Annotated in this window: 11 protein-coding genes; 4 read left to right on the top strand and 7 right to left on the bottom strand. The window is 54.2% G+C overall.

The window, feature by feature from the left end:
* Nucleotides 1-50 precede the first annotated feature (50 nt).
* From HND56_04450 to HND56_04430, 5 genes are all read right to left on the bottom strand, one after another.
* Nucleotides 51-1,043, bottom strand: a complete 993-nt coding sequence (locus HND56_04450) for an NAD(P)-dependent glycerol-3-phosphate dehydrogenase (protein QKK04985.1) — start codon at nt 1,041-1,043, stop codon at nt 51-53.
* An 83-nt stretch (nt 1,044-1,126) separates the two neighbouring features.
* Nucleotides 1,127-2,176 (bottom strand): tRNA (adenosine(37)-N6)-threonylcarbamoyltransferase complex transferase subunit TsaD, encoded by a 1,050-nt coding sequence (tsaD, locus tag HND56_04445; GenBank protein QKK04984.1) that lies wholly within the window; start codon nt 2,174-2,176, stop codon nt 1,127-1,129.
* Nucleotides 2,173-5,361: an efflux RND transporter permease subunit gene (locus tag HND56_04440; GenBank protein ID QKK04983.1), complete on the bottom strand. Its 3,189-nt coding sequence runs from the start codon at nt 5,359-5,361 to the stop codon at nt 2,173-2,175. Before HND56_04440 ends, tsaD begins: the two co-directional genes overlap by 4 nt.
* Nucleotides 5,358-6,536: an efflux RND transporter periplasmic adaptor subunit gene (locus HND56_04435; GenBank protein QKK04982.1), complete on the bottom strand. Its 1,179-nt coding sequence runs from the start codon at nt 6,534-6,536 to the stop codon at nt 5,358-5,360. Before HND56_04435 ends, HND56_04440 begins: the two co-directional genes overlap by 4 nt.
* A 95-nt stretch (nt 6,537-6,631) precedes the next feature.
* A complete protein-coding gene (locus HND56_04430) occupies nt 6,632-7,417 on the bottom strand; it encodes an rRNA pseudouridine synthase (GenBank protein QKK04981.1) in 786 nt (261 codons plus the stop codon).
* Between the two features lie 30 nt (nt 7,418-7,447).
* On the opposite strand from HND56_04430, the gene HND56_04425 reads away from it, so the two are divergent.
* Nucleotides 7,448-7,900: a nucleoside deaminase gene (locus tag HND56_04425; GenBank protein ID QKK06553.1), complete on the top strand. Its 453-nt coding sequence runs from the start codon at nt 7,448-7,450 to the stop codon at nt 7,898-7,900.
* A 1-nt stretch (nt 7,901) separates the two neighbouring features.
* Entirely contained in the window at nt 7,902-9,140 is a 1,239-nt protein-coding gene (locus HND56_04420; GenBank protein ID QKK04980.1) for a hypothetical protein, read from the top strand.
* On the opposite strand, the gene HND56_04415 is transcribed toward HND56_04420, so the two are convergent.
* Complete coding sequence (locus HND56_04415; GenBank protein QKK04979.1) at nt 9,134-9,844, bottom strand: hypothetical protein; 711 nt, start codon at nt 9,842-9,844, stop codon at nt 9,134-9,136. The genes HND56_04420 and HND56_04415 overlap by 7 nt on opposite strands.
* A gap of 91 nt (nt 9,845-9,935) precedes the next feature.
* Nucleotides 9,936-10,613 (bottom strand): hypothetical protein, encoded by a 678-nt coding sequence (locus tag HND56_04410; protein QKK04978.1) that lies wholly within the window; start codon nt 10,611-10,613, stop codon nt 9,936-9,938.
* A 160-nt stretch (nt 10,614-10,773) separates the two neighbouring features.
* Here HND56_04410 and hslV point away from each other — a divergent pair, with 160 nt between their 5' ends.
* Together hslV and hslU are read left to right on the top strand one after the other, a co-directional pair.
* On the top strand, nt 10,774-11,340 hold the full coding sequence (gene hslV, locus HND56_04405; protein QKK04977.1) for an ATP-dependent protease subunit HslV: 567 nt from the start codon (nt 10,774-10,776) through the stop codon (nt 11,338-11,340).
* A gap of 11 nt (nt 11,341-11,351) precedes the next feature.
* Entirely contained in the window at nt 11,352-12,785 is a 1,434-nt protein-coding gene (hslU, locus tag HND56_04400; protein ID QKK04976.1) for an ATP-dependent protease ATPase subunit HslU, read from the top strand.
* The last annotated feature ends 6 nt before the right edge of the window (nt 12,786-12,791 follow it).

Below are 12,791 nucleotides of genomic sequence, written 5' to 3'. Positions count from 1 at the left end.
GTTGGTGCTTTGCGTGAACGCAAAGCCGCCGGAATGACGATTGCGGATTTTTAAATTTCCTGTGTGAGCGGGCGTGACATCAGCGCCTCGACCGTGTCATCGACGGAAACGCCGTTATGCAGCGTATCATTCACCGCCTGACAGATCGGCATATCCACCGCATGTTTTTTGGCGAAATCCAGCACCGAATTGGCGGTGGCCACGCCTTCGATGACCTGACGGCTTTTGGTCAGAATTTCGTTCAGGCTCTGCCCCTCACCGCACATAACGCCCAGTGAAAAGTTGCGTGATTGCAGGGAGTTACAAGTCAACATTAAATCGCCCATTCCGGAGAGGCCGAGGAAAGTTTCCGGCTTTGCGCCCAGCGCCATCCCCATGCGTTTGATCTCGGCCATGCCGCGGGTCATAATCGCCGCGCGGGCATTTTCCCCCAGTTTGCGGCCATAGACAATGCCGCAGGCAATCGCGATAACATTTTTGACCGCACCGCCGATTTCCGCGCCCAGCGGATCACTCGTCACATAGGGGCGGAAGGAGATATTGCGGATGGCTTGCGCCACCTGTTTGCCGACGGCGTTATTATGCGTCGCCAGCGTTGCCGCGGCGGGCAGACCGCGTGCGACCTCTTTCGCAAAAGTCGGGCCTGACAGCACCAGATAGGGATTTTCGGGAAAAATTTCTTTGACCACCTGCGACATCAACATGCCGCTGGCGACTTCGATTCCCTTGGAGCACAGCACCACCGGCACATCATCCGTCATAAAGGGCTTCATTTGTTCCAGTACGCTGCGCATATGCTGCGCGGGGGATACCATGAAGACAACCTCGGCACCTTTCAAAGCATCCTCCAGAGAGGCGGTGGCGCGGATTTTCGGGCTGAGCGGAATGCCCGGCAGATATTCCGGATTTTCATGGTCGGCGTTGATCGTATCAACCACCGCAGATTCGCGTGCCCATATGGTGACATCCCGACCGGCATTCGCCGCAATCTGGGCGATTGCCGTACCCCACGAACCCGCACAAATGACCGCAATTTTTTGCATCAATGTCCTCTTATTCTTATTGTTTTTTCATTCTTTCCACCGTTCTACCATACTGGAAACGGCATGACCATAGTGGTCTTTTTTTACGACAAATTCTCCAGAGGCCAGCGCGGCACAACCGCGAAATCAAGCCCGTCTGCGGGCTTTCCGGCATGGATGCGTTCCGCCCCCGCCCAGGCGATCATGGCGGCATTATCCGTGCATAATCCCAGCGGCGGCGCGGAAAATTGAAAACCGTGTTTTTCGCCGATTTCCGCCAGCCCCGCCCGCAGCATTTTATTGGCGGCAACCCCGCCTGCGGCAACCATAAACGGTGCGCGTGTTTCAGGAAACATCTTGCGGAATTTTTTCATCGCCCTGCCGACGCGGTCGCGCATCACGACATCAATACTGTGCTGGAACGAGGCGCAGAGCGCGGCCTTCTGCTCTTCCGTCAGAGCGGGGTTGAGTTCCACATGGCGGCGCACGGCGGTTTTTAGTCCCGAGAAAGAAAAGTCGCAGCCTTCCCTCCCTGTCATCGGAGTCGGCAGCGGGAAATCCGCACAGGCTTTTTTCACATCCGTGCAGGACAGCGCCCGTTTTTCGACTTCCGGTCCGCCCGGATAGCCGAGCCCCAGCAGTTTCGCGGTTTTATCAAAGGCTTCGCCCAGCGCATCATCACGCGTTGTGCCAAGACAGGTATAATCCCCCACACCGCGCACGGCGACAAGCTGGCTGTGCCCGCCAGAGGCCAGCAGCAGCAGATAAGGGAAATCCACCTCCGCCGCCAGACGCGGCGTCAAAGCATGGCCTTCCAGATGGTTGATGCCGTAAACGGGCAGGTTATGCACGGCGGCAATGGCCTTTGCCATCATCGCCCCGACCATCACGCCGCCGATCAATCCCGGCCCTGCCGTGACGGCGACCGCATCGAGTTCTTCAAAACCTGACAGTCCGGCATCCTTGACCGCCTGCCGCGTCATCTGTGTGATATGTTCCATATGGGCACGGGCGGCGACCTCCGGCACAACGCCGCCGTAAAGGGCGTGTTTATCCGTCTGGCTGAGAACCAGATTGGCCAGAATCTGCTTATCACCGGAAATAATGGCGACAGCGGTTTCATCGCAGCTGCTTTCAATACCGAGAATTTTCATGTTTCGCCGTGCTGCGTTTTTGACTTTTTACGAAGCCGCAACGGGGCCAGCGATATTTTTTTACGCCAATGCGATGCTTTCTCGCGGAACATCAGCGCCGCAGGGGTGACCAGCAAGGTCAGCGGCGTTGAAAAGACCAGCCCGAACGCAATCGCCGTTGCCAAATCGACCCACCATTGCGTCGAAGGGGCGCCGATGGTGATATCGCGTCCGAAAAAGTCGATATTCATCTGCAAGACCATCGGCAGCAGACCCAAGACGGTCGTGATCGCCGTCAGCAAAACGGGGCGCAAACGCTGTGCGCCTGTACGCAGGATCGCCTCGCGGATCGTGAAACGACCGCTTTCGACCAGATTGTCAAAAGTATCGATTAACACGATGTTATTATTGACAATAATCCCCGCCAGCGAGATAACGCCGATCCCCGTCATCACGATACCGAAGGGCTGCCCCGTCACGACCAGACCGATCATCACGCCGATGGTGGACATGATCACCGCTGACAAAATCAGCAGCGCGCTGTAGAAACTGTTGAACTGCGTCACCAGAATAATCAGCATCATCGACAGCGCCACAAAAAACGCCCGCATCAGGAATTCCTGCGCCTGTTTCTGTTCCTCATCCTCGCCCTTGAAGACGAATTGCAGGCGCGGGTCCCAATCCTGCGCCATCAGCCAATCCTGCACCTCTTTGACTTTGGCGGCGGTATTCATATCTTCGGGCAGATCCGCACGGACAGTCATCTGGCGGTAGCCGTCGGCGCGGCTGACCGTGCCGGTTTTCGGTTTCGGTACGCGTTTGACGAAATTCGCAATCGGAATCGAGCCCATCGGCGTTTCGATCTGCAGACGGTCGAGCTGGTTTAAGCTGCGCTCATCCGCAGGGAAGCGGATAATGACGTCAATCTCGTCATCCGCGCTAGGGGTGCGAAATTCGCTGATTTTCAGCCCGTTGGTGACAAGCCGTACCGACTGCCCGATGCTGGAGACATCCAGACCGAATTTGGCGGCCTGCGCGCGGTCAACCTCCAGCTCCCATTCAATGCCGGGCAGCGGGCGGGAATCCTCGATATCGACAAAACCGCCGATTTCCTCCACGCCTTGCAGAACTTTCTCCACGGCAGGGGACAGCAATGCGGGATAATGCGAGCGGATTTGCAGCTGCAATGCCTTCCCTGTCGGAGGACCTTGCTCGGCCTCCTGCGTTTCGACAATAATGCCGGGAATATCCGCGGTTTTCTCGCGGATTTGCTGCATGATTTCCGTCGCCGGAAGACGCGTCTGCCAATCGGTAAATTCAATCTGGATGGAGCCGATGACATCTGCGGCGCGTTCCGCACCGAAAGACTGGCCGCCATCCCCCGCATCACCCGTACGCGAATAGAAATTGCGAATGCCTTTCACATCGAAGATCGCCTGTTCGACCTTGCGCATGATCGCATCATTTTCAAAGACCGATAAATTACCGCGTGACCGCACCTGCACCAAAGCCACATCCGGCTCGACATCAGGGAAGAATTTTACACCATTGCCGTGATTGGCATAGTAATACTGCACACCGATCAGCACGCCGACCGCCAGCAACAGCACAATTCCGGGAAAGCGCAGCACCAGTTTCAGTGTTTTCAGGTAATAACGCGTCATGCCTGTGATTTTGTCGAGATCGCCGGTTTCGGCAATCGCCAGCTGTTCCATTTTTTCAGGATGTTCCGCCAGCCCCGCCTTGCCGAACAGCGAGCCGAGAACCGGCACGAAAATCAGCGCCATCAATAGCGAAGACGACAAGACCGCGATCAATGTCAGCGGCATGAATTTCATAAATTCCCCGACCACGCCCGGCCAAAACAGCAGCGGGAAAAACGCCACCAGCGTTGTCGCCGTCGATGCGGCAATCGGCCAGGCCATACGTTTGGCGGCTTCGCCATAGGCCTGTTTCTTCGGCATGCCTTCGCTCATTTTGCGGTCGGCATATTCCACCACCACAATCGCCCCATCCACCAGCATCCCGACCGACAGGATCAGGGCAAAGAGCACCACGATATTGACCGTCAAACCGCCGCCGTAAAGGAACAGGATACCGCTGAGAAACGCACCCGGAATCGCCAGACCGACCAATGTCGCCGCACGCAGCCCCAGCGCCGCAACACAAACCACCATCACCAGCAAGACGGCGCTGATAACATTATTCTGCAAATCCGCCAGCATATTGCGGATGCTGACCGATTCATCCCGTACGAAATCAATCTTCACGCCTTCCGGCCAGTATTTGCTCTCCTCCGCCACGGTTTGCTGTACGGATTCGATCGTCTCGATAATATTCTCGCCCTGACGCTTGACTACCTCCAGCGCCAAAGCACGGCGGCCGTCCAGATAGGCAAAGCTGTTCGGGTCTTTGAAATGAAAGCGGATATCGGCAATATCATCGACCACCACAACGGAATCTTCCGATGTTTTCACCGGCATAGTGCGGATATCTTCGACGGTTTCAAAGACACCCGGCACTTTCACCGAGAAACGCCCGACCCCCGTATCCATATTGCCCGAGGCGACAAGGCGGTTGCTGCGTTGGAAAAAAGACACGATTTCCGCCCCCGACAGCCCGTAGGTTTCCACGGCATTCGGATCAACAACGATTTCCATGACTTCTTCGCGATTACCCGCAATACGCGCCTCCAGAACCTGAGGCAGCGCTTCAATCTTATCCTGTAAGTCCTGCGCCAGCTTTAATAAAACGCGCTCCGGCACATCGCCGGATAGTACCACGACCAGTGCGGGGAACAGGCTGAAATTGACTTCGCTAACCGTCGGTTCTTCGGTTTCATCAGGCAGATCGGGCTTGGCCTTATCCACCGCCAGACGCACATCATCCAGCGCCTTGTCGGAATCAAATCCGGCGTTAAATTCCAGCACCACATTCGCGCCGCCTTCATATCCCGTTGCCGTCATTTCCTTGACGCCTTCGATTCCCGTCAGCTCCTGCTCCATCGGGCGGATCAACAAACGTTCGGCATCATCGGGGGAAATGCCCTCATGCGACATTGACACATAGATCACGGGAATATTGATATCGGGGTTGGATTCCTTAGGAATGGTAACATAGGCGTAAAATCCCGCAATCAGCAGGACAATAAATGTCAGCACAATTGTCGGGCGCCTGCCGAGAGCCGCCTCAATCAGCGCATTCATTGCAGGACATCCTCCGCCGTCATGGGTTCTTCTACGGGGTTGTGATCCTGCACATCCTTTGCGGGCATTTCCGGCGCGGCCGCTTCTGTGATGACGGCAACAACCTCCTGCCCGTCCGTGACGAATTCATGCCCCAGCGTGATCACGCGGTCGCCGTCCTGCAAACCATCGACCCAGATGCTTTGCGGGCCTTCCTCCAGAATTTGTACCGGCACAAAAGCGGCAATGGCACGCGCGCCATTCTCGGCGGTGCGGACGGTTTTGACACCGACAATACCGCCGTCATTGAGCGCCAGTGCCGAGAGCGGCAGTTCAAAGGCATCTTCCGCCGACAGCACAAAAGAGACTTTTGCCGTCATGCCGCCCGCAATCTCGTGATCGGGATTGGGAATACGCACATCAACGCGGAAGGTGCGCGTTTCGGTATTCGCAGTCGACGCGACAAAAAACACCTCGCCCGCCGCTTTTTTACCCGATGGCAGTTCCACGTCGGCTTTGCCGCCAAGGGCAATACGGCTGATATGCCCTTCCGGCACATAGGTGGTGATATCGATCGGATCAAGATCAACAAAATTCGCGACGCTGTCGCCCTTGCGGATATACGCCCCCTGTTCGATCATGCGTGTTTCCAGCACACCGTCAAAAGGCGCTTTGATTTTGATATAGGCCAGTTCCAGCTCTGCACGTTTCACATCGGCTTTCGCAACTTCCAGATTGGCGCGCGCCGTTTCCAGCGTGACCTGTGACCCCAGCCCCTGTTTTTTCAAACCTGCGGCAACTTCATGTTCGCGCTTTCGCTGTTGCAGCAAAGCGCGGGCGCGCTCCAGCAGCGCCTGACGGTCTTCGACTTCCATGGCGGCGATGACATCGCCCTCCTGCACACGCGCACCGCGGTCAAAATACAGTTTTGCGATTTTACCATCGGTACGGGCGCGCAGATCCACCACACGCGACGCCTGTGTCTGGCCGTTCACCACGACATGCGCCGCCAGTTTTTTTGCATGTACCGTCAGCACATCAACACGCATGGCCTGCACATTGGTGCCCGCTGCGGCGTTTTTGCCGGCAACCGTCGTTTCATCCGCTTCTTTATGATTTTTTCCCGTCAATGCCGGCAGCATCCACAATATCGCCGCCACCAGTACCGCAAACGCAATCAGATATGATTTATTCATCAGCCGCCTGACTTTCTCTTTTCACCCTTAAACAATGTTTTCAAAGCTATAACACAATTCAGTGACAAATATCACTCTTTTTTAGCGCCTACGGATTACAGACCGAGTTTTAAGACCATGTCTTTACTGATTGCCGATTTCAGCGCCTTTTTGCTGATTTCCTCGATCATGCCTTTTTCCAGCCCGCCCAGCTGGAAAGGGCCGTAGGAAACGCGAATCAAACGGTTGACCTGCAATCCTATAGCTTCCATCACTTTCCGCACTTCACGGTTTTTTCCTTCCGTCAGCGTCACCGACAGCCAGGAATTGCTGCCTTGCGTCTTTTCCAGTTCCGCCCTGATGCTTTTATAGGTGACGCCGTCCACCGTCAGACCGCGTCTTAAGCCCTTCAATTTCTCTTCATCCACATGACCATAGGCGCGCACACGGTAACGCCGCGCCCAGCCTGTCTCCGGCAGCTCCATATAGCGCGCAAGATCGCCGTCATTGGTCAGCAGCAGCAGCCCTTCCGTTGTCAAATCAAGCCGTCCGACGGTCACCACACGCGGAAATTCCGCCGGGAAGGTATCAAAGATCGTGCGCCGCCCTTTTTCATCGCGATTTGTTGTCACCAGCCCCTCGGGCTTGTAATAGCGCCAAAGCTTCGCAGGCTCTTTCGCCGCCAGTTCCTTGCCGTTCACGACGACTTTATCCGTTGCCGCAACGCGCAAAGCGGGGGTTTCGACACGGGCGTCATTCACAAAAACCTTGCCTTGTGTGACCAGCTTTTCCGCATCACGCCGCGAACAGATCCCGGCACGGGCAATCCGCCGTGCAATTTTTTCCTTTTCAGACAAAACCCCGCCTCCTAAACTGTTCTCTGCCCCTGTAACATCTATCATAACCCGAACAGGAACAACATGGAACATTTCATGCAACAAGCCATCAATGAGGCAAAACGCGCCGAAACGCGCGGTGAGGTGCCCGTTGGCGCGGTTCTGGTTGATGCGGAAGGCACGGTACTGGCGGCGGACGGCAACCGTGTTGAGGAAAAAAGCGACCCGCTGGCCCATGCCGAAATGCTGGTGATCAAAGCCGCAAGGCAACAGCGCGGCGAGAAATATCTTGAGGATTGTGACTTATATGTCACGCTGGAGCCCTGCCCGCTTTGCGCATCGGCGATCTCGCTGGCACGGCTGCGCCGCGTTTATTTCGGTGCCTATGACCCGAAAAGCGGCGGCACGGAACACGGCCCGCGCATTTTCGAACATGACACCTGTCACCATAAACCCGAGGTTTATGGCGGCATTGACGAGAGCGCCTGCAGCGCCTTGCTGACGGATTTCTTTAGTAAAAAGAGACATGCCACGGGTGAGGACAAATAAAATGAAACGCGCCTTCGCCTTCACATTGTGTTGTCTTTTTCTTGCCGCGATCATGACCGCGCCTTGTGCAAATGCCGCAACCGCACAGAATAAGACTGAAAATAAGACAAAGACAATTTCTACCGTTGCATTCGGCACCTTCCAATATCCGACAGATGAGTTCAGAACGGATTTCATTGCCGCAGCCTTCAGTAATGAAATATGGGGCAGACACGAATATACCGCCCATAATACATCTGCATTACTGGATGGACTCACCAGCGCAGAGAGCAAGAAATGGCGATTTAAAGATCAGCAAGAATGGTGGTATAAATACGCAACTTACCCTGACGGGCTACCCCGTCATAACGCTATCAACAAATGGACGCAGGAAATCCGCATCGGCTTGACCGGTTGGACAGAATTCGGGCATGACTATAGTGCCCATATCACATCACTGATACCTGATATCGAGAAAATTACTGGGCTACCTGTCAAACTGGTACAGGAAAACCCTAATTTGAAAATCCGCACACTTCTCTATAATGAGTTGGAAAATGACTTTAAATTTGCGCGAATCACACCGGGTGTGAGCAGCGAATATCCCTCTTACCGGTACGAAAATTATTTGCTGGCAGGGGTTCCCTTCACGCCGAAAACAAAAGCGCAGGTTGACGGTTATTTCCTGCCTGAATCGGATAACAGTATCGGTTATGCGGAATGTCGCATTTCACCCTTTGTCGGTACGGAATTGATTGAAACATTGATGACAGAGTGCCTGTTGCGCACCTTAGGACTGCCGGAAATCATTAACGGCTTGGAAGAAAGGCTGTATGAAAGGAAATATCCCCCACCATTTATTCAGATGCTGCGCAAGCGGATCAGTGAAAAGGGAACGTTTGATCCCAATAACAGTTTACTGGGACGCTGGAACAAAGCGCATGAAGCACATTCCAGAACCGGATGGGCAGAAGGAGAAGGCGCATATTGGATGCTTGGTGAAGATTGGAACATGATAATCCCTCCCGTCTCTCCGACACCAGAGCAGTTAAAAGAGAACTTCCCGCACCACTTAACGGATAAAGAGCATTTGTTCAAAACTTTCACACCCTATGACCGCCTGATGACTTCAACCCTTTACTGCCCCGATATCAAACCGGGTATGGATAAATATCAGGTTTTGATGACATTGAAAGACAGTGCCTGCTACCGCAGCTTGTTGGAACAATATGAATACGTCAGAGAGCCGCCAAATCAGTGATTAAAGGTCTTTTTGCCGCGCAGCTTGCGCCAGGCGCGGGCGGTGACGCTTTGTGACGGGGTGTTGTTTTTCGGATTTTTCGGTGCGGGGCCGCGGCGCTTGTGGTTTTCCGCAACTTTAGCAGCGGTTTTCATGCCGGGCACAAACAGGAATTCATTGAACAGCAGCGCCAACAGGATTCCCATCCACGGGCCGTCATTGACCTGATCGGCGCGCATATCGCTGGTGGAATTATCAACGGCACGCAGGCTGCCGGTGGCTTTTTCCTGATCGGCGCGGGCCTCTTCCAGATAGCCGAGATTTTGCAGATTGTAATCGCCAAGCTCTTTGCCCGACAAAACATTACGTGTGAACTGATCGGCAAGGGAGACGACATCCGCCTCGGAAAGCTGCCTGTCCGTCACAGCATCATTCAGAAAACGCTCGCCTTCGATACGCAGTTTACCCAGTAGCGCATCGGATTCCGCCGTTGTTTTGGTCACATCGCCCATATTCTGGAGATAATCATTATAAACCGTGCGGTATTCGGCGGAGAGATTTTCCAGCGCATCAAGACGCGTTTCATAGCGGTCAACGACTTCCTGAACGGAGTTTTCCGTGCCGATTTCCGGCGCGTTATCATTATTGGCAAGGTCGAGATACGCCCCCGTTCCGATAATACTGCCGAAAATAAGCCAGCCAACGGCTTTTGATCCTGCACCCATGAATTTCTACCCTTCGCCTAAAACAGCCTTCTATAACATACCCGTCATTTATACATGATTATGGGAAATATGTCAATGCGGCTCTATACTGTTAATGTGCGCCGTAAGGCCCTGACGGTTTGCTCGGCTTTTTCTCGCGGCGGCGTTGCATAGCATTCGCGCCTGCGTTATAGCCTTTATTGACCATGCTCATACCGATGATATAAGCCAGCCAGCCCAGCATGATACCGCCCCACGGGCCGTCATCAAAATTTTCAGCATGCATTTGCTGCGTCTGGCGATCCAGAGACGCCAGATCGCGCGAGGTTGATTGCGCTTTTACTTCATCAAGATATTCCGGATGCTCCAGCACATAACCGCCGGGCAATGTTGCAGGCGGCGTGACTTTTTGTGTGAATTCTTCCGTCAAAGATTGCACATCGGCTTCGGAAAGCTGCGAATTGACCCAGATAGACTGGAACAGATCAACCGATTTCATGCGGTGATCCTGCCCCTGATCTTTTAAGGAGGCGATATCGGCGACCTGCTGGCGGTATTGTTCGACCACGGCGGTGTTGGAATTGTCGGCTGACGGGGCGCGGGTGTTGTTATCCACATCCATATAGCCGCCCAGCGCCAAGGCACCGACAAAAATCGGGAAAGTAATTAATCCGGGCAGACGACGTTTTTTGGCGATTTTCGCGCCGTTGCCGATCTGGATGCCGTCCTGCGTGACGCGAATGACCAGCTTGCCATCCTTGCTTTTCAATATTCTTTCTTTTTCCGCCATTGCCGTTTTACCTCTATATTTTCAAAAGATTGAGAAAGTGATATTCTTTTAACATATCTTTGTAATTTTTGTCAACAGTAAAAGCGGACGAAAACCTTGACGTATCCCGCCAAAAGCGCGATATGTATAGGATTGAAAGAACAGTAAAAAAGGATAAGACATGTCGGAATATCACGGCGCGGGACAATCACCCTATGGCAACTGGGCAGGCACGACCATTCTGGCTGTACGCAAAGGCAAGAATATTGTGGTCGGCGGCGATGGTCAGGTTTCGATGGGCGCAACGGTGATGAAATCCAATGCCCGCAAAGTCCGCACATTATGCGAGGGCAAGGTTATTGTCGGTTTTGCCGGTGCAACTGCCGATGCCTTCACGCTGTTTGAACGGCTGGAGGCCAAACTGGATCAGCATAAGGGGCAGTTGACGCGCGCCTGTGTCGAACTGGCGAAAGACTGGCGCACCGATAAATATCTGCGCCGTCTGGAAGCACTGATGGCGGTCTGCGACAAGGATACCTCGCTGATTTTGAGCGGCACGGGCGATGTGGTCGAGCCGGAAGACGGTATTATCGGTATCGGATCGGGCGGGAGCTATGCCCTCTCCGCCGCACGGGCGCTGATTGACATCAAAGACATGGATGCGGAAGCGATTGTCAAAAAATCCATGAAAATCGCCGCCGATATCTGTGTTTACACCAATAACAATCTGGTTATCGAAAAACTCTAGGCAGGCATTACATGGCAACGACGAAAGATATGAAACAGACCACGGACGACCGCAACGATGTCGAGGATGATATGACGGAAAAAACCGCAAAAACGAAAAGCAAAGCCGGCAGCAAGCCCAATGAGCTTGCCGCCATGTTCACCCCGCGCGAGATCGTGTCGGAACTTGACCGCTTTATTATCGGCCAGAAAGCGGCAAAACGCGCTGTGGCCATTGCGCTGCGCAACCGCTGGCGCCGCCAGCAGTTGGACGGGCAGATGCGCGAGGAAGTGCTGCCGAAAAACATTCTGATGATCGGCCCGACAGGTGTGGGAAAGACCGAGATTTCCCGCCGTCTGGCAAAACTGGCGAAAGCGCCTTTCATCAAAATCGAAGCGACGAAATTCACCGAGGTCGGCTATGTCGGGCGCGATGTCGAATCCATCATCCGTGACCTGCTTGATATGGCGATTAATATCAAACGCGAGGAAATGCGCAAATCCGTCACGGCAAAAGCGGAGATGGCGGCGGAAAACCGTGTACTGGACGCACTGGTCGGTCCGGATGCCGCCGAAAACACCCGTGAGACCTTCCGCAAAAAGCTGCGGGCGGGAGAGCTGAATGACAAAGAGATCGAGATCTCGGTCAGTGATAAAGCCTCCAGCTCCATGCCGACTTTTGACATTCCGGGCATGCCCGGTGCGCAGATGGGCATGCTGAATATCGGTGATATGCTGGGTGGCGCCTTTGGCGGCGGCCGTAAAAAAGCCCGCAAGATGACGATCGAGGAATCCTATGAAGTGCTGATGGAAGAAGAATCCGACAAATTGCTGGATGATGACGCCATTATCAGTGAAGCAAAAAGCGCCGTTGAAAATAACGGTATTGTCTTTCTGGATGAAATCGACAAAATTGCCGGACGCAGTGACCAGCAGCGCGGCGGCGATGTCAGCCGCGAGGGTGTGCAGCGCGATCTTCTGCCGCTGATCGAAGGCACGACCGTCAGCACGAAATACGGCAGTATCCGTACCGATCATATTCTGTTTATCGCCTCCGGCGCGTTCCATTACGCCAAGCCGTCCGATCTGCTGCCCGAATTGCAGGGCCGGTTGCCGATCCGTGTCGAGCTGCGCGCGCTGGAAGTAGAAGATTTCAAACGCATCCTGACCGAGCCGGAATACAGCCTGATTAAACAATATGTCGCGCTGATGGCCACGGAAGGGCTCACGCTGGAATTTCAGGAAGACGCGATTGACGAGCTGGCGCATCTGGCCGTGGAAATCAACACCAATGTCGAGAATATCGGTGCCCGCCGCCTGCATACGGTTCTGGAACGGCTGCTGGATGAAATCAGCTTTGCCGCATCGGATATGTCGGGCGATACCGTCAAAATTGATGCCGCGCTGGTACGCGACCGTGTTGCTGAGCTGAGCCAGAATATCGATCTGTCGAAATTCATTTTGTAACAGGGC

Source organism: Pseudomonadota bacterium (assembly GCA_013285465.1).
GTDB lineage: Bacteria > Pseudomonadota > Alphaproteobacteria > Micavibrionales > CSBR16-224 > CSBR16-224.
The sequence above is the reverse complement of the archived record's forward strand: the minus strand, read 5'-3'. Positions and strand labels throughout refer to the sequence as shown.

Bases quoted from the DNA above. Each gene is read 5' to 3' on its own strand.
- HND56_04450 (QKK04985.1), bottom strand. From the start codon at position 1,043: ATGCAAAAAATTGCGGTCATTTGTGCGGGTTCGTGGGGTACGGCAATC.
- tsaD (QKK04984.1), bottom strand. From the start codon at position 2,176: ATGAAAATTCTCGGTATTGAAAGCAGCTGCGATGAAACCGCTGTCGCC.
- HND56_04440 (QKK04983.1), bottom strand. From the start codon at position 5,361: ATGAATGCGCTGATTGAGGCGGCTCTCGGCAGGCGCCCGACAATTGTG.
- HND56_04435 (QKK04982.1), bottom strand. From the start codon at position 6,536: ATGAATAAATCATATCTGATTGCGTTTGCGGTACTGGTGGCGGCGATA.
- HND56_04430 (QKK04981.1), bottom strand. From the start codon at position 7,417: ATGATAGATGTTACAGGGGCAGAGAACAGTTTAGGAGGCGGGGTTTTG.
- HND56_04425 (QKK06553.1), top strand. From the start codon at position 7,448: ATGCAACAAGCCATCAATGAGGCAAAACGCGCCGAAACGCGCGGTGAG.
- HND56_04420 (QKK04980.1), top strand. From the start codon at position 7,902: ATGAAACGCGCCTTCGCCTTCACATTGTGTTGTCTTTTTCTTGCCGCG.
- HND56_04415 (QKK04979.1), bottom strand. From the start codon at position 9,844: ATGGGTGCAGGATCAAAAGCCGTTGGCTGGCTTATTTTCGGCAGTATT.
- HND56_04410 (QKK04978.1), bottom strand. From the start codon at position 10,613: ATGGCGGAAAAAGAAAGAATATTGAAAAGCAAGGATGGCAAGCTGGTC.
- hslV (QKK04977.1), top strand. From the start codon at position 10,774: ATGTCGGAATATCACGGCGCGGGACAATCACCCTATGGCAACTGGGCA.
- hslU (QKK04976.1), top strand. From the start codon at position 11,352: ATGGCAACGACGAAAGATATGAAACAGACCACGGACGACCGCAACGAT.